The sequence below is a fragment of the Achromobacter pestifer genome, from assembly GCF_013267355.1.
Taxonomy (GTDB): domain Bacteria; phylum Pseudomonadota; class Gammaproteobacteria; order Burkholderiales; family Burkholderiaceae_B; genus Achromobacter; species Achromobacter pestifer_A.
Window position 1 is genome coordinate 3,170,132 of record NZ_CP053985.1, and the last position, 23,810, is coordinate 3,193,941.

Consider the following 23,810-nt stretch of genomic DNA (forward strand, 5'->3'; position numbering starts at 1 on the left):
ATGTAAGCCTTGCGTGAAGTTGGCGGCGGCTGCGCTACAGCGCGGTGTATCCGCCGTCCGCGCGTATGTCCGCGCCCGTGATGAACGATGCGGCATCGCTCATCAGGAAAACTGCCGTTTGCGCGATTTCGCCGGTGGTGCCGAGGCGTCCGGCTGGATACTTGGCCGACAGCGCGGCGCTGGCAGCTTGCGCGCTGCCATAGCGTGCGACCAGCCTGCTGGTGAGCACCGCGCCCGGAGAAAGGCTCAGGCCGCGGATGCCGTCGGCCCCATGGTCCACCGCGATGGCGCGCGCCAGCGCGATCAGGCCGGCCTTGCTGGCGCCATAGGCGCCGCGGCCTGGCGCGGCGACGCTGCCCAGCTGCGATGCGATGTTCAGCACCACGCCGCCGCCGGTCCGCGCCATGTGAGGGATGGCGTGCTTGCTCATCAGCCATGCGCCGGTCAGGTTCACGTCCAGCGCCTGCCGCCATTGTTCCAGCGTCAAGTCCGCGACCTTGTTGCCCGGTGTGACGGTGGCGGCGTTGTTCACCAGGGCGTGGATGGCGCCCCAGCGCGCGGCTGTTTGTTCGACGGCTTCGCGGGTGGCGTCCGCGTCGGTCACGTCGCAGGCGCGCGCCAGCACGAGGGCATCCGGCGCGTCCAGTGTCCGGCGGCATTGGGCGAGCAGTTCTGGATCCCGGTCGAGCAGGGCCACGCGGGCGCCGGCAAGCAGGCAGTGGGCTGCAATCGCCTGACCCAGTCCGCCGGCCGCGCCGGTCACGATTACCGTCTTGCCGCTCAGTGCGGGTATGCCTGTCGTCGTCATAGCGGCATCGCTCCCAGCGAGGCGCCGCCGCAGACATAGAGCGTCTGTCCGGTGATGGCGCCAGCCTGCTCGCCCAGGAAGAAGGCGATGGCCGCGGCGACTTCACGCGCTTCGATCAGGCGCCCCAGCGGCAGGTCGACGCGCGGCGCGGCGCCGCGCTTTGGGTCGTGCAGCATCGGGGTGTCGACCGCGCCGGGCGCGACCACGTTGACGGTAATGCCGCGGACGATGAGTTCGGCCGCCAGGCTGCGCGCCAGGCCAATCTGCGCGGACTTCGTCGCGGCGTAGGCCAGGCGGTGGGCGCGCCCCAGCACGGCGCGGCTGGACACCAGCGCGATGCGGCCGCGGCGGTCCGGCAGTTGCGGCGCCAGCGCGCGGACCAGCGCCATCGGCGCGACCCCGTGCAGTTGCCACAGCAATTCCGTGTCGTCTGGCCGCGTATCCAGCGCGCCGCCGGTGCGCACCACGCCGGCGCAATGCGCCAGGGCGGTCGGGGCGCAGTCGTCCAGCAGGGCGCACAGGCCACGCAAGGCGGCGGGGTCGGCCAGATCGCAACGCAGATGGCGATACTGCCCATGGGCCGGGATGGCGGCAGGCGCGATGTCCACGCCCGTCACCCGCCAGCCCGACGCCAGCAGCAGCTCGGCCAGCGCCAGGCCGATGCCGGACGATGAGCCCGTCAGGACGCAATGCGCCTGCGCATTCCGCTCAGTCATGGCGAGGTACTCAGTCGGCCAGCGTCGTCAGGCGCTTTTCCATGGCGCGCATCTGCTCGTAGCCCATCAGCTGCATGATGTCTTCGATGCCGACCAGCAGGTCGGGGCGGTCCGCCGGTTCACCGCTGGCAATCACGCCCTGCATGACTTGCAAGGCCTGGCGCATGCCGTAGATGGCGGCAGCGGGCAGCATGCGCGGCAGGCTGATGCGCTTGACGCCGATTTCCTTCAGTCGGGGCAGCGGAATCAGCGGCGTGGTGGGACGGTTGCGGATGCCGAATCCCATGTTGATGCTGACCGGGATGCCGGCGGCGTCGACCAGGCGCTTGATGTCGTCCTCGGTGCGCACGGCGTCGGGGAACAGCATGTCGGCGCCGGCCTTGGCATAGGCGCGGGCTCGCTTGACCGCACCTTCGATGCCTTCTATCGCCAGGGAGTCGGTACGGGCGATGATGACGAAGTCATCGTCGCGCCGCGCCAGGCAGGCCGCCTCGATTTTCTTGACCATTTCCGCCTCGCTCACCACATCCTTGCCGGGCATGTGGCCGCAACGCTTGGGGCTGACCTGGTCTTCGAGGTTGATGCCGGCGACGCCGGCTTCCTCGAACATCTGCACCGTGTGAAAGACGTTCACCGGGTTGCCGTAGCCGGTGTCGGCGTCAGCCGTGAGGGGAATGGAGACGGAACGCGCCAGGTGACGGCAATGGGTGACGTTTTCCGACAGGCCCATCACGCCGATGTCGGCGATGCCCAGCAGCGCATTCGACACGGCGGCGCCGCTGGTGCAAGCGGTCTTGAATCCCGCGGCCTCGACCAGGCGGATGCTGTATCCATCGTATACACCGGGGGAGACGATGAAGGGTTCGTTCTTCAGCAATTGCCGGAACTGGTGGCGCGGGTTGTTCATGTCGTACTGCTCCAAAAGGATGTCAGGCAGCCGAGACGGGGTGCCCGGCGATGCCGGACGCCCCTTCGGCCAGATGTTCAAAAAGGTGTTTCGCCGCGCGTTCGATGTGCGAGCGCATGAGCGATTCCGCCAGCTCGGCGTCGCGCGAGCGGATCGCGCGCAGGATCTGCCAGTGTTCGGCGTAGGCGTCGTCCTTGCGCTCCAGCACGGTGCCGGAATGCCGGCGGTAGACGCGCAGCAAGTGATAGAGGTCGCCGCAAAGGGCATTGATGATGCGGTTGTTGCCGCTGGCCCGCACGATGCGCTCATGGAAGTCGAAGACCCGCGGCGCGGACGCGCCGCCATTGGCCGCTTCCAGGCGGCGCTGGCGGTCCTGTTCCAGCTCGGCCAGCAATTGCGCGATTTCGTCGTCGCTCATGCGGCGGGTGGCCAGGTTGCAGGCCACGCCTTCCAGCGCCATGCGCATCTGGAACAGTTCCAGCGCGGATTCTGCCGACAGCGTCACTACGCGCGCCTTGATGTAGGGCTCGCGCGTGATCAGCTGGATCCCCTGCAGGCGGCGCACGGCCTCCCGAACCGGACCACGGCTGACGCCGAATTCTTGCGCCAGCGCGACTTCATTGATGACGCTGCCCGGGGCCAGCCGGCCCTGGTAGATCGCGTCCAGCACCTGGTCGAACACCACGTCGGCCAGCGGGCCGGAGGCGTCTTCCTTGGTGGCGATGGAGATCGTGGCGGTGTTCATAGTGTTGACAGCCTATCAAAGGAATTTAAAAAGTGTCAACTCTTTTGGAGTTGTCTTTGTTGTGTACGCAGTGCTGGATTGCGAGCAGCGCTATGGGTAATTCGCCTATTTTATCGGATAATTTCAGGGTTATCCCTAGACAAAAGAGGTTCGGCAACCTATCTACACTTTCGTTGGCTCGTCTCGAAACTGTATTTTCCAAATTCACAATTCGGATGGATTCAAGCAATAGTGTTGACACTATTATTTCGTAAGCCGTAAGATGATCCAAGTTGAGATTCTCCCGATTACCGCTGCCATGATCCAGTCTTTCCCCTGTTGCGGCAGGATGCTGCGCTACGCGGACCTGTCCGCCGCCGCCCTTGCGGCAGGGCGCGACATCCACGCATATCCCTATGTCATCCGCGTGTTGCTGGAGAACCTGCTGCGTCATCGCGCCTGGGGCGCGGCCGTGTCCGAAGAGGAGATCGGCAGGCTCTGGGATTGGCGCGCGCACCCCGGCGCCGATCTGCCGCTGTATGTGGCGCGGGTGATCCTTCCGGATTCCAGCGGCCTGCCGGTGCTGCAGGACCTGGCGGCATTGCGCGACGCGGTGGCCCAGGCGGGCGGGGACGCGGCGCGGGTGGACACCCGGATTCCCGTGGACCTGATCGTGGACCATTCTCTGCAGGTCGACCATTGGGGCGACGAGGGCGCGGTGCAGCGCAACCTGCGCCGCGAATTCGAGCGCAACGAAGAACGCTACCGGTTTCTGAAATGGGCGCAACAGGCCTATAAGGGACTGCGTGTCATCACACCGGGCATCGGCATCATCCATCAGGTCAACCTGGAGTACCTGGCGCCGGTGGTCGCGCGCCAGTCCCGGTCGGATGGCGACTGGGCCTATCCCGATTTCGTCATCGGCGGCGACTCCCATACCCCCATGGTCAATGCCCTGGGCGTGCTGGGCTGGGGCGTGGGCGGCATCGACGCCGAGGCGGCCCTGCTGGGCCATGCCTATACATTCCCGATTCCCGAGGTCGTGGGGGTGCGGCTGCGTGGCGCCATCAAGGCGCCGGCGCTGACCACCGACGCCGCCCTGCTGATCACGCAGCAGTTGCGCGCGGCGGGCGTGGTGGGCTGCATGGTCGAGTTCTTCGGACCCGCCGTGCCAGCGCTCAGCGTGCCGGAGCGCGCCACCATCGCCAACATGGCGCCCGAGTACGGCGCCACCTGCGGCTTCTTCCCAATCGATGGCCGCACGCTGGACTATGCCCGCCTGACCGGGCGCGGCGACGAGCAACTGGCGCTGATCGAAGCCTATGCGCGCGCCAACAGCCTGTGGCGCGATGCCGACGAGGCGGCGCCCACCTATAGTCGCGTGATAGAGATCGACCTGTCCGCGGCAAGTCCCAGCGTGGCGGGTCCGCGCCGACCGCAGGACCGCATGGACGTGGGCGAAGTCGCGGCGGATTTCCGCCGCCGCCTGGGCCAGCCGCTGGCCGAAGGCGGATTCGGCATGGACGCCGCCGCCCTGGCCGCGCATCCGCCGAGCCGCGCCGCTCTGGGCCACGGTTCCGTGGCGTTGGCGGCCATCACTTCCTGCACCAATACGTCCAATCCCGGCGTGATGCTGGCCGCCGGCCTGGTCGCGGAAAAGGCGCTGGCACTGGGTCTGAGGCCGCCGGCCTGGGTCAAGCGCTCGCTGGCGCCTGGTTCGCGCGCGGTGACGCGCTATCTGGAATCCGCCGGTCTCCTGCAGGCCTTGCAGGCGCAGGGCTTTCACGTGATCGGCTACGGCTGCACGACTTGCGGCGGCAAGTCAGGCCCCCTGGATACGGCGGCGGCCGATGCCATCACCGAGGGCGGCCTGGTGGCCGCGGCGGTGCTGTCCGGCAACCGCAATTTCGAAGGGCGCATCCACAAGCTGCTGCGCGCCAACTATATCGGCTCTCCCGCAATGGTGGTGCTGTACGCGCTGGCCGGCAGGATGGACCTGGACTTCGAGCGCGAGCCGCTGGGGCCGGGCGCCGATGGCGCGCCCGTCTATCTGCGCGATGTCTGGCCCAGCCAGGAAGAGATAGCGGCCTTGTTGCCGCTGGCCGCGGATCCCGCCTTGTTCGCCGAGGTGTATGACCCGGCGAACCTGGACAGCGCGATCTGGCACGATCTGCCCGCGCCCTCGGGCCTGCGCTTTCCCTGGGACCCCGAATCGCAATACCTGGTCGAGCCGCCATTTTTCAAGACCGAGCCCGGCCGCGATGCGCTGGCCGATCTGGAAGCCAGCCTGGCGCGCGGCCGCGTGCTGGCCGCCTTCGGCGATTCGCTGACGACCGACCATATCTCGCCCAGCGGCGAGATTCCGGAGGATACGCCGGCCGGCGCGTACCTGATCGCCAAAGGCGTGGCGCCGCGCGACTTCAATACCTATGTGGCGCGCCGCTGCAACCATCATGTGATGACGCGCGCTACCTTCGCCAACATTCGCATCAAGAATTCCCTGGTGCCGGGCGTGGAGGGCGGCGTGACCCGCCATTTTCCCGACGGCCAGGACATGGCGGTGGTCGATGCGGCAGAGGCTTACCGCGCCGAGGGCGTGGCCAGCGTGATCCTGGGAGGCAAGGACTACGGCATGGGCAGCAGCCGCGATTGGGCTGCCAAGGGCTCGGCGCTGCTGGGCGTGCGCGCCGTGATCGCGGAGTCCTTCGAACGCATCCACCGTGCCAATCTGGTGGGCATGGGCGTGCTGCCGCTGACCTTTGCGCCGGGCGAGGGCTGGCGCCAGCTGGGCCTGACCGGAGCGGAGGCCCTGCGGTTCGAGAACGTCGCCAATGGAGTGCTCGAGGGCGAGCCCGTCACCGTCATCGCCGCGGACGGCAAGCGCCGCATCGTCTTCCAGGTCCATGCGCAGGTGCTCACGCACGCCGAACGCAAACTCATGGCGGAGGGCGGCATCCCCGCCAGCGTCCTCAATGGTTTCTTGAACGACACGGCGGCCGCGCACGCGGCCCCTTGCTGATAACGCGCATTTCCCGGGAAAAACGACATCATGCTGGATCTCCTACTTACCAATGCAAGACTGTATTTGCCGCGGCAGGGGCTGACCGAGGGCGTGCTGGGCGTCATCGACGGCCGCATCGCCATCATCGCCGAGCCGGGCACGCCGCTGGAGGCTCGCGAGACCATAGACTGCCAGGGTCTTTGGGTGTTGCCGGGCCTGATCGATCCGCATGTGCACTTCGGCTTCGGCTCGCCGGAAACCGACTTCGAAACCGAGTCGCGCTTCGCCGCGCTGGGCGGAACCACCTCCGTGCTGTCCTTCCACCGTTCGGCGGACATCCGCGAGTCCTTTGACAAGGTGCGTGACCGCGCCCTGTCGCAAAGCTGCGTGGATTTCGGTTTCCATTTCGGCATCACCAGCAATCTGCACGTGGAGACGCTGGAGGAAATCTCGCGCCGCTTCAACGTGAATTCCTACAAGCTCTACATGATGTACAAGGGCGCGGCGGGCCTGTCCAAGGGTTTTACCGACATCGACGACGGCCTGCTGTATTCGGCGCTGCGCGCCACCGCGGCGATTCCGGGCGCGATCATGGGCGTGCATTGCGAAAACGTCGAAGTGATTCCCGTCCTGCGGGATCCGTTGCGCGCCGCCGGCCGCGACGACCTGAAAGCCTGGAACGAGCAGAGCCCGGACTTCCTGGAGGCGGAAAACGTACACCGCGTCTGCTACTTCGCGGCCAAGACCGGCGCGGCGGTCAACATCGTGCACCTGAGCAGCCGCGAGGCGCTGGACGAGGCGCGGCGCCACCGGCGCACGCCGGACGCGCCGCCCATCTACGTCGAGACCTGCCCGCACTATCTGTTCCTGAACGACGAATCGCCCGCCGGGACCTATGCCAAGGTCAACCCGCCAGTGCGCGGGCAGGACGATGTGGATGCGATGTGGGAGGGCGTGCTGGACGGTTCCATTACCACCATCGGCACCGACCACGTGCCGCGCAAGCGCGCTACCAAGGACACCGACATCTGGGCCGCCAGCAACGGTTTTCCCGGCACTGGCCTGATGCTGCCGATTCTGCTGCACGAGGGTTATCACCGCCGCGGCGTGCCGCTGGAAACGCTGATGAAGGTCAGCGCGGAGAATTCCGCCCGCATCTATCGCATGCCGGGCAAGGGCAGCATCGAGATCGGCAAGGACGCCGACCTGGTGCTGGTGGACCCCGACCTGGAGCGCACCGTCGATCCCGCCACGCTCGAATCCAATTCCGATTACTCGCCCTACGAGGGGATGACCCTGAAGGGCTGGCCCGTGCGCACCCTGGTGCGCGGGCGCACCGTGGCGCTGGACGGCCGCATCACCGATGCCGCGCGCAGCAACCCGGGCGGCCGCTATCTCAAGCGTCTTTGAACTGAACCTACTCTCTTTCTGGCAGGCACTACCATGAGCGATACCAAGCGAATCTGGGACGATTTTCTGACCGAGCGCGACAAGCAGGTGCTGGCGCAAGCCGGCTACGGCAAACGCGGCGGCTTCGGCAAGCGCCCGGCCCTGTTCATCATCGACGTGCAGTACAACTTTTGCGGGGATACGCCCCAGGACATCCTGGAAGGCCTGAAGCAGTACCGCACCCACTGCGGCCGCGAGGCCTGGGACGCGGTGGCGCATATCGTGCCGCTGCTGGAACTGGCGCGCGACAAGAACATTCCGGTCTTCTATACCGAAAGCGGCCGCCGCGCCGATCTGCTGGACAGCGGCGTGCAGGTGGGCAAGAACCATCGCGGCGGCGAGAAAACCGTGCTGGCCAATACCCACGCCACGCAGACCGTGGAGCCGTTGGCGCCGCGGCCGCAGGACATCCGCATCACCAAGCAGAAGCCGTCCTGCTTCTTCGGCACCATCTTCATGAGCCACTTGAACTTCCTGGACGTGGACACGCTGATCCTGGTGGGTTGCACCTCGTCGGGCTGCCTGCGCGCCACCACGGTGGACGCCTATTCGTACAATTTCAAGGTCATCATTCCCGAAGAGGCCGCATTCGACCGCTTCCAGGCTAGCCATGCCATGAGCCTGTTCGACCTGAACTGCAAGTATGCCGACGTGATTCCCTCGCGCGAGGTACAGGACTACCTGCGCAACCTGCCCGCGCCCGCCGCGGAACAGGCCTGAGCCGCCCATGTCCACGACCGCCGGACCGTTGCCGGTCTACCTGCTGACGGGTTTCCTGGGCAGCGGCAAGACCACGCTGCTGTCGCGCCTGGTGCGCAGCCCGCGCTTTGCCGACACGGCGGTGGTCATCAACGAGTTCGGCGAGATCGGCCTGGACCACATGTTGGTCGGTAGCGCCGACGACACCGACGTGGTGCTGCTGGATTCCGGCTGCCTATGCTGCGCGGCGACCAGTTCGCTGCAGGACACGCTGGAGTCGCTCTATTACCGGCGCCAGCGCGGCGAGATCCCCGCGTTCACGCGGGTAGTGGTGGAAACCTCCGGATTGGCGGATCCCTGCCCGGTCATCAATACGCTGGCGGCGGATCCGCTCATTGCCCGCCACTATCGCTTCGGCGGCGTGGTGGCGACGGCGGACGCGTTGCATGGCATGGCTGCGCTGGACGCGTACCGCGAGGCCAGCACCCAGATCGCCATCGCCGACCGCATCGCGCTGACCAAGGCCGATCTGGCTGATGAGGCCGCCATCGGTGCGCTGCGCGCCGCGTTGCGCGGCTATAACGCCAGCGCACCCATCCGCGCGGTGTCGCCAGATACCGTGGATGAGGATGCGCCCGCGCTGTTCGACGGACTGCGCGCCGAACATCTGGATGTTGCGGCGCTGAGGGCGGCGCCCGCCGCGGGGCCCCTGGCGCACGTGTTGCGCTACGGCATCGTGTCCTATGCCTACACACAGAGCCGGCCAGTGGGCTGGGAGGACTATGCGCGCTGGACCAGGCATATGCAGCGCCAGGTCGGCGACCGGCTATTGCGTGCGAAAGGGATCTTGCACTGGACGGACGGGACCCTGCGCGCCGTGCATGGCGTGCGGCATGTCTTTTCCGTGCCCGAGCCTGTCGCGGGGGCGGAGGGCGCGGCGCGCGCGGGCGCCATGGTCCTGATCGTGCAGGACATGTCGGCGGAGGACGTGGGCGAGGCGATTCGGCCGTTGGGTTTGTGACGCTGCACCGCTGACACGCGAAGCGCCAGCGTTCAGGGGCGCGCGCCGTTGCCCAGGTGCAACGCCACCACTTCCGTATCCGCGCCGGCCAGGCCCGGATACCGAGTCCTGACCTGGGGATCGTGCCCCGGCACGATGTGGTCGGGCGATTCCGCGAACTTCAGCAGGATTTCATAGCCCGCCAGCATGTCGGCGACGTTGTCGACGATGGGAAACGGTGCGTCCCGGCCCAGGTTGTCGTAGTAGTGGCTGGCGTCCGAGGCCAACACCATCCAGCCCCGCGCGGTGTGCACGCGCACCGCCTGCAGTCCGCGGGTGTGGCCGCCGATGTGCAGCAGCTGCAGGCCCGGCGCGAGTTCGTCGTGGCCGTGGTAGAACGCCACGCGCTTGTCGTACACGCCCCGCACCACGTCGACCACGTCTTCCACCGCATAGGCGTGACGCAGCATGTCGAAGCGCATATTGCAGCCGCAGGCGTAATGCAGCTCGCTTTCCTGCAGATGCAAGCGGGCTTGCGGCAGCTTGCGGATGTTGCCCGCGTGGTCGTAGTGCAGATGCGTGACGATGACGTCGCGGATGTCGGCGGGCGCGATGCCGAGCTTCTCCAATGCCTCGATCGGGCAGCGCAGGAATTCGCGGCCGCGGGCGCGGGCGGCCTCTGCATTGAATCCCGTGTCGACGAGGTAGACGCGTTGGCCGTTGCGGATGACCCAGACGAAGTAGTCCATCGGCATCGGACCGTCGTGCGGGTCCGGGGGCGTGATGAAGTTCTGGCTGCGCTGGCGTGCCACGGTGGCGTAGCGCAGGGCATAGACTTCGTAATGGGGCAGCGTCATGCGAGGACTCCGGTGGTACGCAGGCGGGCCAGCTCGGGCCGCAGATATTCCAGCAGGCGTTGCGGGTTCTCCACCATGGGGAAGTGTCCCAGTTCGGGCATGGCCTGGAACCGTGCGCCGGGGATCAGGGCCGCCACACGCCGAGAATCCTCCGGGCTGGCCGAGTAATCGTAGGCGCCGGTCAGCAGCGATATGCCGAAGGCGCCGGCATTCAGGCCGGCCAGGTCGCGGGCCGCGTCGAAGTCCTCGCTGTAGAACCAGAGGTCGTTGGCGTAGACGTTGAAGCCGCCTTGCGAGTAGATCCAGGCCGCCTCGCGCCGGGCTTGCAGCGTGGCGGCGGGGCCCATCAGTCCGCGCACGTAGGCGGGGTTGTGCGCGGCCTGGTTGACCTGGGGGTGGCACAGCAGGGGGGTGCGGCGTCCGGCCGCCTGGTAGGGCGCCTCCAGCGCGACCACGCCGGCCACGTCGGCGGGGCTGCGCGCCGCCGCCACCAGCGCCATCGCCGCGCCCATCGAGCAGCCCAGCAGCGCCGCCGGCCCGCCCGCGACCTGGCGGATCACCGCCAGACAGGTCTGCAGATAGGTCTCGCGCGTGAGGCCCGCATCGATCCACGCCTGGCCGGGCAGCGGCATGCTGCGCCCGTGCCCGGGCATGTCGAAGGCGATCATGCGCCATTGCCGGCGCAGCCCAGGGTCCGTCATCAGCGCGTGGTACTGCCGGGAATCCGCGCCCGCCGTGTGCAGCATCAGCAGCGCCGGCCCGGCCGCCAGCCCGCTGGTTTCATAGTAGATGGAGGTTTGCGCCGCGCCGGTATCGATCGTGGCGTAGGAGCCGGCAATCGCGCCGCGGTCGAGCAGGTCCGGCGTGGCGTCAAGCTGGCCGCGCAGGATCTCGAACAGCCGCTCCAGCGGGTGCAGGGCCTGGGCGATGGCCAGCGCATCGCCCGTGACGCGCAGGCCTTGCGCCTGGCGGCGGGCCGCGGTGAAGGAGTGGTAGCCCGGGGGCGGGGTGTCGCTGAGCAGCTTGCGCCAGGTTTCCGGCGGCGCGCTGAGGGTGATGCATTGGGAGGGGGCGGTGGGCTGGCCGGCCCAGGCGGTCACGCGCTCTTGCGCCGCGGGGCCGGCCTGCAGCCAGAGGGCGCAGGGCAGGCCGCGCGCGGCCAGGATGAACTCGCTATCCTGCTGCGCCTGGGCCGCCGCGGCCCTTAGCTTCTGAACGATCGCGTTCACTGTCGGATGTCTCCTGTTGCTGGCGCCTGAGCACGTCGAGCGCGGTGCGCTCGGCGTTGACGATATGGCTCTGTGCGGCGCTTTGCGCGCCTTGTGGGTCGCGAGCGCGGATACGCTCGTAGATCAGATCGATTTCGGCCATGCTTTCCGGCAGGCGTTCGGGGCGCGCGAACGAGGTGGCGCGCAGCAGATTGATGCGGGACAGCAGGCCGGGCAGCATGTCCTTGACCAGATCGTTGTCGCAGCCGCCCAGCAGCACGTCGTAGAAATCGCGCTTGGCCGCCAGCAGTGCCGACTTGTTGTTGCCCTTGGCCTGGCGGTGCAGGGCATCCACGGCCTTGCGCAGGCGCTCGACATCGGCGTCGCTTGCGAGGCGCGCGAATTCATGCGCGGCATAACCTTCCAGCAGGGCGCGCAGGGCGTAGAGATCGCGGGCGGCCTTTTCGGTGATGCGCATCACGGTAGGGCCGCGGTGCGGCTCGATCGTGATCAGGCGTTCGGCCTCCAGCGTGCGCAGCGCTTCGCGCAGGGTGCTGCGGCTGATGCCGAGCTGCTCGCACAGTTCCTGTTCGCGCAGGCGTTCCCCGCCCTTGATCCGTCCGTCCATGATGGACGCGCGCAGGAATTCCTCCACGCGGGTGCGCAGGGTGCCGGGTTTTTCGAATACTGCGCCGGTCGGGCTGGCCATGGCTGTCTCTCGCTTATGCTGGCGGCGAATCCGCCCGCGGGCGCAGGCTCATGGCCGCGCCGCGGCGAATCGCCGTGTCTACGTAAAGACGCAATATATCCCGTCGGCGGGCCATGGCTACAGTCCGAGGTAGGCCGCCCGCACGCGGCTGTCCTGCAGCAGCGCGCCGCTGGGGCCGGACAGCACCAGCGAGCCGGATTGCAGTACGTAGGCATACTCCGCCACCGACAGCGCCAGACGTGTGTTCTGCTCCACCAGCAGGATGGTCAAGCCGCTGCGGTGGATGTCGATCATGGCCTGGTGCATTTCCTCGACGATCTTGGGCGCCAGGCCGTGGCTGGGTTCGTCCAGCAGCAGCAGGCGGGGTTCCAGCATCAGCGCGCGGCCGAAGGCCACCATCTGCTGTTCGCCGCCGGAAAGCGTGCCGGCCTGTTGGCGACGCCGCTCCTGCAAGCGGGGAAACAGCGCGTAGATGCGGTCGCAGCCGCGCTTGACCGCTGCCATGTCCCGGCGCCGGGTGTAGGCGCCCAGGTAGAGGTTTTCCTCGACCGTCATTTCCGGAAAGACGTGGCGGCCTTCCGGCACGTGGGCAATGCCCAGTTCGGGGATGCGGTGCGGCGGCAGGCGCAGTATCTCCTCGCCGTCGAACCGGATGCTGCCGCCCACTTTGTCCAGCAAGCCGGAGATGCAGCGCAGCAGCGTGCTCTTGCCCGCCGTATTGGCGCCGACCACGGCGATGAAACCGCCCTCGGGAACGTCCAGCGATACGTCGTGCAGCACCGGGCTGCGGTTGTAGGCGGCGGTTAGTCCCTGGATATGCAGGAGGCTCATGCCAGTTCCTCCACCTGTTCCAGCGACTTGCCGAGGTAGACCTCGATCACGGTGGGATCGGCCGCGATCTCCGCCGGACTGCCTTCTGCGATCTTCTGGCCGAACGACAGCACCAGGATCCGGTTGCACAGGCGCATGATGGCGCGCATGTGGTGTTCCACCACGATGAAGGTGATGCCGGCGTCGTCGCGCAGGGCGCGGATCAGGTCCAGCAGCGCGTCCATTTCGGATTCGTTCAGCGCCGCCATCACCTCGTCCAGCAGCAAGACCTTGGGATCGGTGCACAGCGCGCGCGCCAGCTCCACCCGCGCTTGCTCGGGAAACGAGAGTTCGCCGGCAGGCTTGCGCGCGATGGCTGCCAGGCCGACGCGGTCGAGGTTGTCCAGCGCCAGCTGGCGCGCACGGTTCACATCGTGGCGCAGCAGTCCGCCGACCAACACGTTGTCCAGCACCGTCATTTCGGGAAACAACGCCACGTTCTGGAAGGTTTTGGTCATGCCCAGCGCCGCGATCTGGTGGGGCCGCAAGCCGCTGATGTCGCGGCCTTCCAGTTCGATGCGTCCGCCGTTGCCGCGGTACAGCCCGACGAGCAGGTTGAACAGGGTGGTCTTGCCAGCGCCATTGGGGCCGATCAGGCCCAGGATATCGCCGCGCGCCACGTTGAACGACACGTCGTCCACGGCCTTCAGGCCGCCGAAGCGGCGCTGGATGTGGGAAACGTTCAGGATGTCAGGCATGCTGGCCTCGCATCAGGTTGCGCAGCCGGGTCCACAGCGCCGAAAGGCCGCGCGGCTCGATCAGGATGATGGCGATGAGGATCAGCCCGAACGCCAGCTGCGACACGCCCGCTGTATGGCCGGACAGCCAGTCGTTGAACACTTCTTCCAGCGGGATGATGACCAGCGCGCCGATCAGCGGGCCGGCCACGGTGCCCACGCCGCCAATGATGCAGATCAACGCCACGCGCACCGAGATGCCGACCAGCGAAAAGACCGTGTCCGGGTCGAAGAAGTAGATGAATTGCGCGTACAGCGTGCCGCAGGCGCCCATCAATGCGGCCGAGATGACGGCGGCGAGGATGCGGGTGCGGGCGGTGTTCACGCCTATCACTTCGGCGGCCTGCGGATTGGCCTTGACCGCGCGCAACCGGTAGCCCAGCCGCGAACGACTGATCAGCGCGAACACGGCCGAGGTGATCACGGCGGCACCCAGCATCAGGTAGTAGTAGGGGATGCTGGACTTGAACTGCATCTGTGCCAGGCCTTCCGAGAATGGGATCGACACGCCCACCGGTCCGCCCGTCACGGAAGCCCAGGTGTTGGCGATGGCGCGCAGCACTTCGCCGAAGGCCAGTGTGGCCAGCGCGAAGTAGTGCCCGCGCAGGCGCATGGTGGGCAGGCTGAGCAGGGCGCCCGCGGCTGCGGCCACGGCCATGGCGGCGACGATGCCCAGCCAGGGCGAAATACCGTAGCGCATGAGCAGCAGGGTCGAGGTATAGGCGCCCAACCCGAAGAAAGCCGCGTGTCCCAGCGAGATCTGGTTGGCCAGCCCGCCCACGATGTTCCAGGACTGGCCCATGGCGGCGAACAGCAGCACCAGCGTCATGACGCGGATGCCGTAGCCTTGGTCTTGCATCAGCCACGGCGCGATCAGGGCGGCCGCCAGCGGCAGCGCCCACAGCAGGAGTTGTCGGTTCTGAGCCATCAGCCCGCCCTTTTCAAAAGACCTTCCGGGCGCACGGCCAGCACCAGGATGAAGATGGCGAACAGCGCCAGGTTCTGCAGCTGCATGGGCAACACCAGCGAAGACAGCGACTGGATCACGCCGACCGCCACGCCGCCCACCACCGCGCCTATCACGCTGCCCAGCCCGCCCAGTACCACCGCCGTGAACATCAGCACGCTGAACTGCGCGCCCACCGTGGTCGAGGCCGTCAGGTAGGGCAGGATGATGCCGCCGCCCAGCGCGGTCATGCCCACGCCCAGCCCGAACGCCAACTGGTGCACGCGGTGGGTCGAGATGCCGGACAGCCTGGCGGCCATGGGATCCTGGGCGGTGGCGCGCACCGCCATGCCCCACCAGGTTTTCTTCAGCACCCACCACAGGATCAGCCCCGCCACCGAGGCCACTGCGAAAGCCAGCAGGTAGGGCGCGCTGAGCAGCAGCGGACCCACCGCCAGCGCCGTCATCTGGTAGGGCGTCTGTACCGAGCGGAACTCGGAACCGAACAGGATCAGCGCCAGGTTCTCCATGACGATGAGCAGACCCACCGTCAGGAAGATCTGCGCCACGGCTGGCGCTTTCAGCACCCGATCGATCAGGTACTTCTGCGTCAGCACGCCCAGCACGAACGCCACCGCGAACGACAGCAGCGATCCCAGCAGGGGATCCAGCCCGAGCAGCTTCCAGGCGAAGTACGCCACGAACATGCCCACCATCAGGAACTCGGCCTGGGCGAAGTTGACGATGGAGACCACTCCGAAGACGAGCGTGAGCCCGATGGAGATGACCGCGTAGACCCCGCCCAGCAGAATGCCGTCCACCAGCGCCTGGAGGAATTGCATGACTGTTCTCCGCGCGCGAGGCTCAGGCAGCCGCGATGACGCGGCCCTTGGCCAGCGCCTGCGGCCAGACCGAGACCAGTTCGCCCTTTTGCCACTGGACCATGATGGGCTGCGCCAAGGTGTTCAGGCCGTTGGCGTCGAAATGCACGCCGCCGCCGGACATCACGCCGGCCCAGCCCTGGTCGTACTTTTTCGCGCGCAGGGCCTGGCTGACGGCTTCCGGCTTGTCGGATGCGGCGACTTCCAGCGCTTGCGCCAGCACGCCCGCGCAGACGGCATGCTCCAGCGCCTCGTGCGGCATGAAGGTGCCGAAGCGTTTGCGGTAGCGTTCGGTGTATTCCGGCGCCTGGTCGTAGTTGGCCGGAGCGATCGAAAGGACCGCTTCGGAATACTGGCCCAGCGCCTTGGCGAAGTCGGGGATGACGTAGCCCGCCGCGCCGCCCACGATGGGCACCGTCAGGCGTTGCTGCCGCATGACGCGGATGATCAGCAGGCTGTCGTTCAGGTAGGAGATCGGGAAGACGATCTGGGCATCGGACCCGCGCAGCTTGTTGATCAGCGGCGTGACGTCGGTGATGCCCAGCGGGTAGGCCTCGTCCAGCACGATCTGCGTGCCGGCGGCCTTGGCCGCATTGCGTACGCCGACCGCCTGTGACGTGCCGTAGGCCGTGTCCTCGTAGAGCAACGCAATCTTCTTGATGTCCGAGGCGCCTGCCACGACCGATGCCGCGTAGTCGTATTGCGCGCGACCCAGCACCGAGCCCTTGGAGACCACCTGGAAGATGTGCTTGAAGCCGCGCTCGGTGAGCACGTCGGAGAACGACATGGTGAGCAGGGGAATGCCGCGGCGCTCGGTCACTTCCGACACGGCCAGCGTCAGCGACGAGGCGTAGGCGCCGATGATGGCGACGCAGCGGTTCTGCGTGATCAGGCGTTGCGCCACGGTGGCCGCGGTGGTGGGCTGCGAGGTGGCGTCCGCGACGATGAGCTTGAGCTTGGCGCCGCCCATGGCCTTGATGCCGCCCGCCGCGTTGATTTCGTCGGCGGCCAGTTCCAGCCCTTGCCGCGAGTTGATGCCGAACTGCGCGTTGGCGCCTGACAGCGGCAGGATCACGCCCACGTTGATTTCCGACGACGCGGCCAGCGCGCGGCCGGGCAAGCTGGCGGCCAATGCGGCGGCGCCCAATCCAGCGACGAATTCCCTGCGCCCGCGGCGCATGGCCTGTTGGGGTTTTGTCATGTCTGTCTCCTGGCTTTTTTCGGATGTGGCGCAAGGCTGCCGGCCCGGCGCTCTGCGGCACATTATTGTGCTCAAATTTTAAGCAGTCAAGAAGATTGTCAGACAATCAGACTATTGACGATTTCGGGAAAACTGCCTGACAATCAGACAAGACAAGTGGGCAAAAACCCCATGCAACGCCCTTCACCCCATCACAAAGAGGAACTCATGGCAGACATCAAATCCGAAACCCAGGCCCTGTTCGACCAAGGCTTGAACCTGCGCCGCGAAGTGCTGGGCACCGAGTACGTGGACGGCTCCCTGGCCCGCGCCAACGAATTCATGATGGCCTTCCAGCACATCACCACCGAGTGGTGCTGGGGCTATACCTGGGGCCGCCCCGGCCTGGAAAAGAAGACCCGCAGCATGCTCAACCTGGCCATGCTGACCGCGCTGAACCGTCCGGCCGAGATCAAGCTGCACGTCAAGGGCGCGCTGAACAACGGCGTGACGGTCGAGGAGATCAAGGAAATCCTGCTGCAGGCCACGGTCTACTGCGGTATCCCGGCAGGGCTGGACGCGTTCAAGGTCGCCAATCAGGTGCTGGAAGAAGAGGGCGCCTTCAAGGAGTCCAAGGCATGAGCGCCCCACAAGAGCGGGTGGGTCTGATCGGCATCGGCAGCATGGGCTGGCCCATGGCCGCCCGCCTGGCGCAGGCCGGCTTTGCGGTCACGGTGTTCGACGCCGTGCCGGGGCAGGCCGCGAAGTTCGCCCAGGAAGTGGGCGGCCAGGCCGCCGCCACCTGCGCCGAGCTGGCGGCGCAGTCCGACATCATCTTCACCATGCTGCCCACCAGCGCGATCGTCGAGCAGGTGCTGAACGGCGAACAGGGCGTGCTGGCGGGTTTGCGCCCGGGCGGCGTGGTCGTGGACATGAGTTCCGGCGTGCCGGCGCATACCCAGCGCCTGGCGCAGGCCGTGGCCACCGCCGGCGGCGTCATGGTCGACGCGCCGGTTTCCGGCGGCGTGCCGCGCGCGCGCACGGGCGAGCTGGCCATCATGTACGGCGGACCCGCGGCGACGCTGGAGCGGGTGCGTCCGGCTCTGTCCTGCATGGGCACGACGATCACGCCCGTGGGCGAGGTGGGCAGCGCCCACGCCATGAAGGCCCTGAACAACCTGGTGTCGGCCGGCGGCTTCCTGATCGGCGTCGAGGCCATGCTGATCGGACAGCAGTTCGGCCTGGATCCGAACGTGATCGTCGACGTGCTCAACGCATCGACCGGCATGAACAATTCCACCCAGAAGAAGTTCAAGCAGTTCGTGCTGTCGCGCCAGTTCAACTCCGGCTTCGGCCTGGACCTGATGGTCAAGGACCTGGGCATTGCGCTGGGCATCGCGACAGACACCGGCACGCCCACGCCGTTCGCCGCGCTGTGCCGCGAACTGTGGGCCTCGGCCGGCAAGACGCTGGGCAAGGGCCAGGACCACACCGCCGTCGCCCGCCTGTCCGAGCAATTGGCCGGGGTGGAGCTGGGCGCCAGGCAGCAAGACTGAAACTGCTGCGGCCGGACTGGCGTCCGGCTGCCTCGCGATGCTCAGTGTTTTCCCTGGCACTGCTCTTCGCGCCAAATTTGTATGATGACATTATGACTTCAATCCCAGAAGGCAACGTCGTCATGCCCTTGGCATCCTCATTCCGCATGCTCGCCCCTTGTTCGGCCGGCGGGCGTCCATGACCGAAGAATCCCGCATCCGCGAAGAGATCTGCGCCGTCGGCGCCAGCCTCTACAACCGTGGCTATACCGTGGGCGCCGCCGGCAACATCAGCGCGCGCCTGGACGACGGCTGGCTGATCACGCCGACCGACGCTTGCCTCGGCAGGTTGGATCCCGCCGAACTGTCCAAGGTCGATGCGGCGGGCAGGCATGTGTCGGGCAGCAAGCCGTCCAAGACACTGGAGTTGCATCGCGGCATCTACCAGGCCAGTCCCGGTGCTCGCGGCATCGTGCACACGCATTCCACGCATCTGGTGGCGCTGACGCTGGCGGGCGTGTGGCGGTCCGATGAAGTGCTGCCGCCCATCACGCCTTATCAGGTCATGAAGGTCGGCAGGATTCCGCTGATCCCTTATCGCCGTCCCGGCGATCCGCAAGCCGCCGCGGAGGTTGCCGCCGTGGCCGGCGAGGTGCGCGGCGCGCTGTTCGAGCGCCTGGGGCCGGTGGTGTGGGAGCGCTCCGTGGCACATGCCTCCTACGCGCTGGAAGAACTGGAAGAAACCGCCCGCCTGTGGCTGATGAGCGATCCTCGGCCGGCGCCCTTGAGCGCAGCGGCCATCGACGAACTGCGGGCCGTGTTCGGCGCGCGCTATTGAATCAAGGAATCGCGATGCCGCGCCTGGCCGCCAATCTCAGCATGATGTACACCGAGCATCCCTTTCTGGACCGCTTTGCGGCCGCCGCGGGCGACGGGTTCGCGGGGGTGGAGTTCCTGTTTCCCTACGAGTATCCGGCCGCCGACATCCAGGCGCGGCTGCGAGCGCAGGGGCTGACCCAGGCGCTGTTCAACGCGCCGCCCGGCGATTGGGCCGCAGGCGAGCGCGGCACGGCCTCGCTGCCCGGCCGCGAAAGCGAGTTCCGGCGGGGGGTCGATCTGGCGCTGGAATACGCCGCCGCGCTGGGCAACCGCAAGCTGCATCTGATGGCCGGGCTGATCCAGCCGGGGCAGGACCGCGCCGCGCATCGCGCGGTCTATCTGGAGAATCTCGCGTGGGCCGCGCGCGCCGCAGCGTCGGCCGGCGTGACGGTGGTGATAGAACCGATCAACACGCGCGATATCCCGGGCTTCTTCCTCAACCGCCAGGACGACGCGCAGGCCATCTGCGCCGAGGTCGGCGCGGACAATCTGAAGGTTCAGTTCGATATCTACCACTGCCAGATCGTGGAAGGCGATATCGCGGTCAAGCTCAAGCGCGACATGGCCGGCATCGGCCACATCCAGATCGCGGGCGTGCCGGACCGCCACGAACCCGACCAGGGCGAGCTGAACTATCCCTATCTGTTCGAGCAGATCGATGCGCTGGGCTATGCAGGCTGGATCGGCTGCGAATACCGGCCGCGAGCCGGCACCTCCGCCGGGCTGGGCTGGGCCCGGCCTTACCTGACTCACACGGGGCAAACCGCGACATGAAGATACTCATCACCGGCGGCGCCGGATTCCTGGGGCAGCGCCTGGCTCGCAAGTTGCTGGAGCGCGGCACGCTGGCACTGGATGGCGGCAAGCCCGAAGCCATCACGCAGATCGATCTGTTGGACGTGGTGGAAGCCCAGGGCCCGGACGATCCCCGCATATGCGCGCAGGTCGGCGACATCGCCGATTCCGCCGTGCTGCGGCAAGCCATAACCACGGAAACCCGCGCCGTCTTTCATCTGGCCGCCATCGTCAGCGGGCAGGCGGAAGCCGATTTCGATCTGGGCATGCGCATCAACCTGGACGCGTCGCGCGCACTGCTGGACACCTGCCGTGCCCTGGGCCACAAGCCGCGGGTGATCTTCACCAGTTCGGTCGCGGTGTATGGCGGCGCGTTGCCCGACACCGTGCGCGACGATACCGCGCTCAATCCCCAATCGTCCTACGGCACGCAGAAGGCCATCGCCGAACTGCTGCTGGCGGACTACACGCGGCGCGGCTACGTGGACGGGCGCGTGTTGCGCCTGCCCACCATCAGCGTGCGTCCGGGACGGCCCAATGCCGCGGCCTCCTCGTTCGCCAGCGGCATCATCCGCGAACCGCTGAACGGCATCGACGCGGCATGCCCGGTGAGCGCCGACACGCGCCTGTGGCTGCTGTCGCCGCGCGGCGCGATCCAGGCGCTGATTGCTGGTTGCGAACTGGACGCCAGCGCCGTCGCGGATCGTGCGCCCATCAACCTGCCGGGCGTGTCGGTCACGGCGGCGGAGATGGTGCGGGCGTTGCGCGACGTGGCGGGCGACGAAGTCGCCAGCCGCGTCGGCTGGCAGCCTGACGAGCGCGTGGAGCGCATCGTGGGCAGTTGGCCGGGCCGCTGGGACACGGCTCGGGCCGAGCGGCTGGGCCTGCGCGGCGATACCGATTTCGCGGACATCATCCGCGCCTACATGGCCGACGACCTGCCGCGCTGAGCGCGGGCCACATTCCATTCTTTCCGCAGCCGGACCGCCAACGATATGAGCAATCCTCAAACACCCTCCCGCCGCGTCGGCGTCATCGGCTTGGGCGCCATGGGCGCGGGCATCGCGCAAAGCCTGCGCCGGGCCGGCCACGACGTGCACGTGTACGACATCCGCAAGGAGGCGAGCGCGGCATTCGCGGCGCAGGGCGGCGTGGCCTGCGCCACGCTGGCCGAGATCGCGGCCGCCTGCGACATCGTCATCAGCGTGGTCGTCAACGCCCAGCAGACCGAGGAAGTCCTGTATGGGGCAGGCGGCCTCGCCGCCGCGCTGCGCCCGGGGGCGGTGTTCGTGATGTGTTCAACCGTGGATCCCAACTGGTCGATCGCGCTGGAGGCGCGGCTCCAGGAGCAGGGCATCCTGTACCTGGACGCGCCCATCTCGGGCGGCGCCGCGCGCGCGGCCTCGGGCGAGATGACCATGATGACCGCCGGCCGCGCGGCCGCCTACGACGCCTGCGGTGCCGTGCTGGAATCCATGGCCGGCAAGGTCTATCGCCTGGGCGACCGCGCCGGCGCGGGCAGCAAGGTCAAGATCATCAACCAGCTGCTGGCGGGCGTGCACATCGCTGCGGCGGCGGAGGCCATGGCGTTGGGCTTGCGCGAAGGCGTGGACGCGGATGCCTTGTATGAAGTGATCACGCACAGCGCGGGCAATAGCTGGATGTTCGAGAACCGCATGGCCCACGTGCTGGCGGGCGACTACACGCCGCTGTCCGCGGTCGACATCTTCGTCAAGGACCTGGGGCTGGTGCTGGACACCGCCCGGCATACCCGCTTTCCCTTGCCGCTGGCCTCCACCGCGCACCAGATGTTCATGCAGGCATCCAGCGCTGGGCACGGCCGCGAGGACGACAGCGCCGTGATCAAGATATTCCCGGGGATAGCCCTGCCGGAGGCCAAATGAGCATCAAACTGGGCTGCATCGCCGATGACTTCACCGGCGCCACCGACCTGGCCAATAACCTCGTGCGCGCCGGCATGCGCACGGTGCAGACCATAGGCATACCGGATGAGCCCCTGCGCGGCGAGGCGGATGCGGTGGTGGTCGCGCTCAAGACCCGCACGCTGTCCGCGGCCGAGGCCGTGGCGCAGTCGCTGGCGGCGCTGGACTGGCTGCGGACGCAGGGCGCGGAACAGATCTATTTCAAGTATTGCTCCACTTTCGACAGCACGCCCGAGGGCAATATCGGACCGGTCGCCGATGCGCTGATGACGCGGCTGGGCACGGATTTCACCATCGCCACCCCGGCCTTTCCGGACAACAGGCGCACGGTGTTCAAGGGCTATCTGTTCGCGGGCGACGTGCTGCTGAACGAATCGGGCATGCAGCATCATCCGCTGACGCCCATGACCGATCCCAACCTGGTGCGCGTGCTGTCCGCGCAGACCTCGCGCCGCGTCGGGCTGATTGACTACGGCGTCGTGGCGCGCGGCAGCGAGGCCATCCGTGTCCGCATCCGGGAGCTGCGGGCACAGGGCGTGGAGATCGCCATCGTGGATGCCGTGTCCAATGACGACCTGCTGGCCTTGGGCCCCGCGCTTGCTGGCATGCCGCTGGTGACGGCGGGTTCGGGCGTGGCAATCGGGCTGCCGGGCAACTGGGGCCTGACGGCGGCGTCCGCGCAAACGCGGCAACCGCGCGCGCCAGGCATGCAGGCGGTGGTGGCGGGCAGTTGCTCGGCGGCAACCAATGGCCAGGTGGCCGCGTTCATCGAAAGCGGCCGGCCGGCCCTGGCGTTGGATCCGCTGCGGCTGGCGGCGGGCGACGACATCGTGGGAGAGGCGCTGGCCTGGGCCGAGGCGCGCATGGGCGACGGCCCCGTGCTGATCTACTCCACCGCGCAGCCCGAGCAGGTGCGGCAGGCGCAGGGCGAGCTGGGCGCCGCCCGCGCGGGCGCCATGATCGAGGAGGCCATCGCGCGCATCGCGGTGGGGTTGATCGAACGCGGCGTGCGGCAGCTGATCGTGGCGGGAGGCGAGACCTCGGGGGCGGTGGTGCAGGCGCTGGGACTGCAGCAGATCGCCATCGGCGAACAGATCGATCCCGGCGTGCCCTGGTGTGCCGGCCATGCGCCCGCGGCGCAAGGCGACATCAGCATCGCGCTGAAGTCAGGTAACTTCGGTACGCCGGATTTCTTCATCAAGGCATTCGGCTAGGCGTCCTTCGGCGCCCGCCAGGCTCAGCGGTGCGCCTGGCTCAGTCGTTTGGCCGCATTCACCATGTGTATGCGCGCGGCCTCGCGCGCGCCGTCCACGTCCTTGCCGCGTATGGCTTCGACGATGGCGATATGTTCCTGCAGCACGGCACGCATCAGGCTCGCATGGCGCGCCTCGTTGGCGCGCGTGACGCGCGTGGCCGCTTCCAGGAACTGGCTGACGAAGGCCAGGGTCGTCAGGAAATAGGGGTTGCCGGTGGCGCGGGCGATGCTGCGATGAAAGGCCACGTCTTCCTGCACGCCGTCGCCGCCGTCGTCCACCGCCCGCGAAATGGCGGCGAGCGCGGCGTCGATCTCCACCATGTCCTGCTTCTTGCGCACCGCCGCCGCTTGCGCCGCGATCTCGGTTTCCAGCGCGCGCCGCAGGTCCACGATATGCAGCACTGCGTCCAGCGAGGATAGGTCGGCGGCGTCGATGCGCAGGGCGCGGTTGCCGGACTGGCCGGTGACGTACACGCCGCTGCCTTGCCGGGCTTCCACGACGCCGTCTTGCCGCAGGCGCGACACCGCTTCGCGGATGACCGTGCGGCTGACGCCGAACTGTTCCGCCAATGCGCTTTCCGTGGGCAATTTCTCTCCGGGCGGCACGCGGCCCTCGTCGATTTCGGCGAGCAGGCGCTTGGCGACCGTGTCGGTCAGCGTGGGAAGGGGCGGGAGTCGGGGGAACGCCATCGCCGTACATGATACGCGCGC

24 protein-coding genes are annotated in these 23,810 nt (G+C 67.5%); 11 read left to right on the forward strand and 13 right to left on the reverse strand.

Annotation, left to right across the window (positions count from 1 at the left end):
- Positions 1 to 34: 34 nt before the first annotated feature.
- From FOC84_RS15360 to FOC84_RS15375, 4 genes are read right to left on the reverse strand one after another with little or no spacing between them, the layout of a single operon-like run.
- Positions 35 to 808 carry an SDR family NAD(P)-dependent oxidoreductase gene (locus tag FOC84_RS15360; RefSeq protein WP_173145163.1) on the reverse strand — a complete coding sequence of 258 codons (774 nt, stop codon included), beginning with the start codon at positions 806 to 808 and terminating at the stop codon, positions 35 to 37.
- Positions 805 to 1,524 carry an SDR family NAD(P)-dependent oxidoreductase gene (locus FOC84_RS15365; protein ID WP_173145164.1) on the reverse strand — a complete coding sequence of 240 codons (720 nt, stop codon included), beginning with the start codon at positions 1,522 to 1,524 and terminating at the stop codon, positions 805 to 807. Before FOC84_RS15365 ends, FOC84_RS15360 begins: the two co-directional genes overlap by 4 nt.
- A 10-nt stretch (positions 1,525 to 1,534) precedes the next feature.
- Positions 1,535 to 2,431 (reverse strand): isocitrate lyase/PEP mutase family protein, encoded by an 897-nt coding sequence (locus tag FOC84_RS15370; protein ID WP_173145165.1) that lies wholly within the window; start codon positions 2,429 to 2,431, stop codon positions 1,535 to 1,537.
- Positions 2,432 to 2,453: 22 nt separating this feature from the next.
- On the reverse strand, positions 2,454 to 3,176 hold the full coding sequence (locus FOC84_RS15375) for a GntR family transcriptional regulator (protein ID WP_173145166.1): 723 nt from the start codon (positions 3,174 to 3,176) through the stop codon (positions 2,454 to 2,456).
- Between the two features lie 298 nt (positions 3,177 to 3,474).
- Here FOC84_RS15375 and acnA point away from each other — a divergent pair, with 298 nt between their 5' ends.
- Genes acnA through FOC84_RS15395 form a run of 4 tightly spaced genes read left to right on the forward strand, consistent with a single transcriptional unit; the run spans position 3,475 to position 9,325 of the window.
- Positions 3,475 to 6,174, forward strand: coding sequence for an aconitate hydratase AcnA (gene acnA, locus FOC84_RS15380; RefSeq protein ID WP_254241977.1), 2,700 nt, complete (start codon positions 3,475 to 3,477; stop codon positions 6,172 to 6,174).
- A gap of 30 nt (positions 6,175 to 6,204) precedes the next feature.
- Positions 6,205 to 7,566 (forward strand): dihydroorotase, encoded by a 1,362-nt coding sequence (locus FOC84_RS15385; protein WP_173145168.1) that lies wholly within the window; start codon positions 6,205 to 6,207, stop codon positions 7,564 to 7,566.
- Between the two features lie 33 nt (positions 7,567 to 7,599).
- Complete coding sequence (locus FOC84_RS15390) at positions 7,600 to 8,325, forward strand: isochorismatase family protein (RefSeq protein ID WP_173145169.1); 726 nt, start codon at positions 7,600 to 7,602, stop codon at positions 8,323 to 8,325.
- Between the two features lie 7 nt (positions 8,326 to 8,332).
- The gene (locus FOC84_RS15395) at positions 8,333 to 9,325 is read left to right on the forward strand and encodes a CobW family GTP-binding protein (RefSeq protein WP_173145170.1); all 993 of its coding nucleotides are present in this window, start codon (positions 8,333 to 8,335) and stop codon (positions 9,323 to 9,325) included.
- A gap of 32 nt (positions 9,326 to 9,357) precedes the next feature.
- Here the strand turns inward: FOC84_RS15395 and FOC84_RS15400 are convergent, their stop codons facing one another.
- From FOC84_RS15400 to FOC84_RS15435, 8 genes are all read right to left on the reverse strand, one after another.
- On the reverse strand, positions 9,358 to 10,161 hold the full coding sequence (locus tag FOC84_RS15400; protein ID WP_173145171.1) for an N-acyl homoserine lactonase family protein: 804 nt from the start codon (positions 10,159 to 10,161) through the stop codon (positions 9,358 to 9,360).
- Entirely contained in the window at positions 10,158 to 11,390 is a 1,233-nt protein-coding gene (locus tag FOC84_RS15405; protein WP_173145172.1) for an alpha/beta fold hydrolase, read from the reverse strand. The genes FOC84_RS15400 and FOC84_RS15405 overlap by 4 nt, the downstream gene beginning before the upstream one ends.
- Positions 11,335 to 12,078 carry a GntR family transcriptional regulator gene (locus FOC84_RS15410; RefSeq protein WP_173145173.1) on the reverse strand — a complete coding sequence of 248 codons (744 nt, stop codon included), beginning with the start codon at positions 12,076 to 12,078 and terminating at the stop codon, positions 11,335 to 11,337. The genes FOC84_RS15405 and FOC84_RS15410 overlap by 56 nt, the downstream gene beginning before the upstream one ends.
- 117 nt (positions 12,079 to 12,195) lie before the next feature.
- Positions 12,196 to 12,909, reverse strand: a complete 714-nt coding sequence (locus tag FOC84_RS15415; protein ID WP_173145174.1) for an ABC transporter ATP-binding protein — start codon at positions 12,907 to 12,909, stop codon at positions 12,196 to 12,198.
- Complete coding sequence (locus FOC84_RS15420; protein ID WP_173145175.1) at positions 12,906 to 13,646, reverse strand: ABC transporter ATP-binding protein; 741 nt, start codon at positions 13,644 to 13,646, stop codon at positions 12,906 to 12,908. Before FOC84_RS15420 ends, FOC84_RS15415 begins: the two co-directional genes overlap by 4 nt.
- Positions 13,639 to 14,613: a branched-chain amino acid ABC transporter permease gene (locus tag FOC84_RS15425; protein WP_173145176.1), complete on the reverse strand. Its 975-nt coding sequence runs from the start codon at positions 14,611 to 14,613 to the stop codon at positions 13,639 to 13,641. The genes FOC84_RS15420 and FOC84_RS15425 overlap by 8 nt, the downstream gene beginning before the upstream one ends.
- A complete protein-coding gene (locus FOC84_RS15430) occupies positions 14,613 to 15,473 on the reverse strand; it encodes a branched-chain amino acid ABC transporter permease (protein ID WP_173145177.1) in 861 nt (286 codons plus the stop codon). Before FOC84_RS15430 ends, FOC84_RS15425 begins: the two co-directional genes overlap by 1 nt.
- A 22-nt stretch (positions 15,474 to 15,495) precedes the next feature.
- On the reverse strand, positions 15,496 to 16,713 hold the full coding sequence (locus FOC84_RS15435; protein WP_173145178.1) for an ABC transporter substrate-binding protein: 1,218 nt from the start codon (positions 16,711 to 16,713) through the stop codon (positions 15,496 to 15,498).
- 207 nt (positions 16,714 to 16,920) lie between these two features.
- Here FOC84_RS15435 and FOC84_RS15440 point away from each other — a divergent pair, with 207 nt between their 5' ends.
- From FOC84_RS15440 to otnK, 7 genes are all read left to right on the forward strand, one after another.
- Positions 16,921 to 17,334 (forward strand): carboxymuconolactone decarboxylase family protein, encoded by a 414-nt coding sequence (locus tag FOC84_RS15440; RefSeq protein WP_042796185.1) that lies wholly within the window; start codon positions 16,921 to 16,923, stop codon positions 17,332 to 17,334.
- Positions 17,331 to 18,248, forward strand: a complete 918-nt coding sequence (locus tag FOC84_RS15445; protein ID WP_173145179.1) for an NAD(P)-dependent oxidoreductase — start codon at positions 17,331 to 17,333, stop codon at positions 18,246 to 18,248. The genes FOC84_RS15440 and FOC84_RS15445 overlap by 4 nt, the downstream gene beginning before the upstream one ends.
- Before the next feature lie 178 nt (positions 18,249 to 18,426).
- Positions 18,427 to 19,065, forward strand: a complete 639-nt coding sequence (gene otnC, locus FOC84_RS15450) for a 3-oxo-tetronate 4-phosphate decarboxylase (protein WP_173145180.1) — start codon at positions 18,427 to 18,429, stop codon at positions 19,063 to 19,065.
- Positions 19,066 to 19,079: 14 nt separating this feature from the next.
- Entirely contained in the window at positions 19,080 to 19,880 is an 801-nt protein-coding gene (otnI, locus tag FOC84_RS15455; protein WP_173145181.1) for a 2-oxo-tetronate isomerase, read from the forward strand.
- Positions 19,877 to 20,851 carry a D-erythronate dehydrogenase gene (gene denD / locus FOC84_RS15460; protein ID WP_173145182.1) on the forward strand — a complete coding sequence of 325 codons (975 nt, stop codon included), beginning with the start codon at positions 19,877 to 19,879 and terminating at the stop codon, positions 20,849 to 20,851. Before otnI ends, denD begins: the two co-directional genes overlap by 4 nt.
- 45 nt (positions 20,852 to 20,896) lie before the next feature.
- On the forward strand, positions 20,897 to 21,805 hold the full coding sequence (ltnD, locus tag FOC84_RS15465) for an L-threonate dehydrogenase (protein ID WP_173145183.1): 909 nt from the start codon (positions 20,897 to 20,899) through the stop codon (positions 21,803 to 21,805).
- Positions 21,802 to 23,058, forward strand: coding sequence for a 3-oxo-tetronate kinase (otnK, locus tag FOC84_RS15470; protein ID WP_173145184.1), 1,257 nt, complete (start codon positions 21,802 to 21,804; stop codon positions 23,056 to 23,058). Before ltnD ends, otnK begins: the two co-directional genes overlap by 4 nt.
- A 23-nt stretch (positions 23,059 to 23,081) precedes the next feature.
- Here otnK and FOC84_RS15475 read toward each other — a convergent pair whose 3' ends face one another.
- Positions 23,082 to 23,789, reverse strand: coding sequence for a FadR/GntR family transcriptional regulator (locus FOC84_RS15475; protein WP_173145185.1), 708 nt, complete (start codon positions 23,787 to 23,789; stop codon positions 23,082 to 23,084).
- Between the last annotated feature and the right edge of the window lie 21 nt (positions 23,790 to 23,810).

Bases quoted from the DNA above. Each gene is read 5' to 3' on its own strand.
- otnK (WP_173145184.1), top strand. From the start codon at position 21,802: ATGAGCATCAAACTGGGCTGCATCGCCGATGACTTCACCGGCGCCACC.
- FOC84_RS15385 (WP_173145168.1), top strand. From the start codon at position 6,205: ATGCTGGATCTCCTACTTACCAATGCAAGACTGTATTTGCCGCGGCAG.
- ltnD (WP_173145183.1), top strand. From the start codon at position 20,897: ATGAGCAATCCTCAAACACCCTCCCGCCGCGTCGGCGTCATCGGCTTG.
- FOC84_RS15395 (WP_173145170.1), top strand. From the start codon at position 8,333: ATGTCCACGACCGCCGGACCGTTGCCGGTCTACCTGCTGACGGGTTTC.
- FOC84_RS15425 (WP_173145176.1), bottom strand. From the start codon at position 14,613: ATGGCTCAGAACCGACAACTCCTGCTGTGGGCGCTGCCGCTGGCGGCC.
- FOC84_RS15420 (WP_173145175.1), bottom strand. From the start codon at position 13,646: ATGCCTGACATCCTGAACGTTTCCCACATCCAGCGCCGCTTCGGCGGC.
- otnI (WP_173145181.1), top strand. From the start codon at position 19,080: ATGCCGCGCCTGGCCGCCAATCTCAGCATGATGTACACCGAGCATCCC.
- acnA (WP_254241977.1), top strand. From the start codon at position 3,475: ATGATCCAGTCTTTCCCCTGTTGCGGCAGGATGCTGCGCTACGCGGAC.
- denD (WP_173145182.1), top strand. From the start codon at position 19,877: ATGAAGATACTCATCACCGGCGGCGCCGGATTCCTGGGGCAGCGCCTG.
- FOC84_RS15390 (WP_173145169.1), top strand. From the start codon at position 7,600: ATGAGCGATACCAAGCGAATCTGGGACGATTTTCTGACCGAGCGCGAC.
- FOC84_RS15440 (WP_042796185.1), top strand. From the start codon at position 16,921: ATGGCAGACATCAAATCCGAAACCCAGGCCCTGTTCGACCAAGGCTTG.
- FOC84_RS15430 (WP_173145177.1), bottom strand. From the start codon at position 15,473: ATGCAATTCCTCCAGGCGCTGGTGGACGGCATTCTGCTGGGCGGGGTC.
- FOC84_RS15445 (WP_173145179.1), top strand. From the start codon at position 17,331: ATGAGCGCCCCACAAGAGCGGGTGGGTCTGATCGGCATCGGCAGCATG.
- FOC84_RS15400 (WP_173145171.1), bottom strand. From the start codon at position 10,161: ATGACGCTGCCCCATTACGAAGTCTATGCCCTGCGCTACGCCACCGTG.
- FOC84_RS15410 (WP_173145173.1), bottom strand. From the start codon at position 12,078: ATGGCCAGCCCGACCGGCGCAGTATTCGAAAAACCCGGCACCCTGCGC.
- FOC84_RS15375 (WP_173145166.1), bottom strand. From the start codon at position 3,176: ATGAACACCGCCACGATCTCCATCGCCACCAAGGAAGACGCCTCCGGC.
- FOC84_RS15475 (WP_173145185.1), bottom strand. From the start codon at position 23,789: ATGGCGTTCCCCCGACTCCCGCCCCTTCCCACGCTGACCGACACGGTC.
- FOC84_RS15360 (WP_173145163.1), bottom strand. From the start codon at position 808: ATGACGACGACAGGCATACCCGCACTGAGCGGCAAGACGGTAATCGTG.
- FOC84_RS15370 (WP_173145165.1), bottom strand. From the start codon at position 2,431: ATGAACAACCCGCGCCACCAGTTCCGGCAATTGCTGAAGAACGAACCC.
- FOC84_RS15435 (WP_173145178.1), bottom strand. From the start codon at position 16,713: ATGACAAAACCCCAACAGGCCATGCGCCGCGGGCGCAGGGAATTCGTC.
- FOC84_RS15365 (WP_173145164.1), bottom strand. From the start codon at position 1,524: ATGACTGAGCGGAATGCGCAGGCGCATTGCGTCCTGACGGGCTCATCG.
- otnC (WP_173145180.1), top strand. From the start codon at position 18,427: ATGACCGAAGAATCCCGCATCCGCGAAGAGATCTGCGCCGTCGGCGCC.
- FOC84_RS15415 (WP_173145174.1), bottom strand. From the start codon at position 12,909: ATGAGCCTCCTGCATATCCAGGGACTAACCGCCGCCTACAACCGCAGC.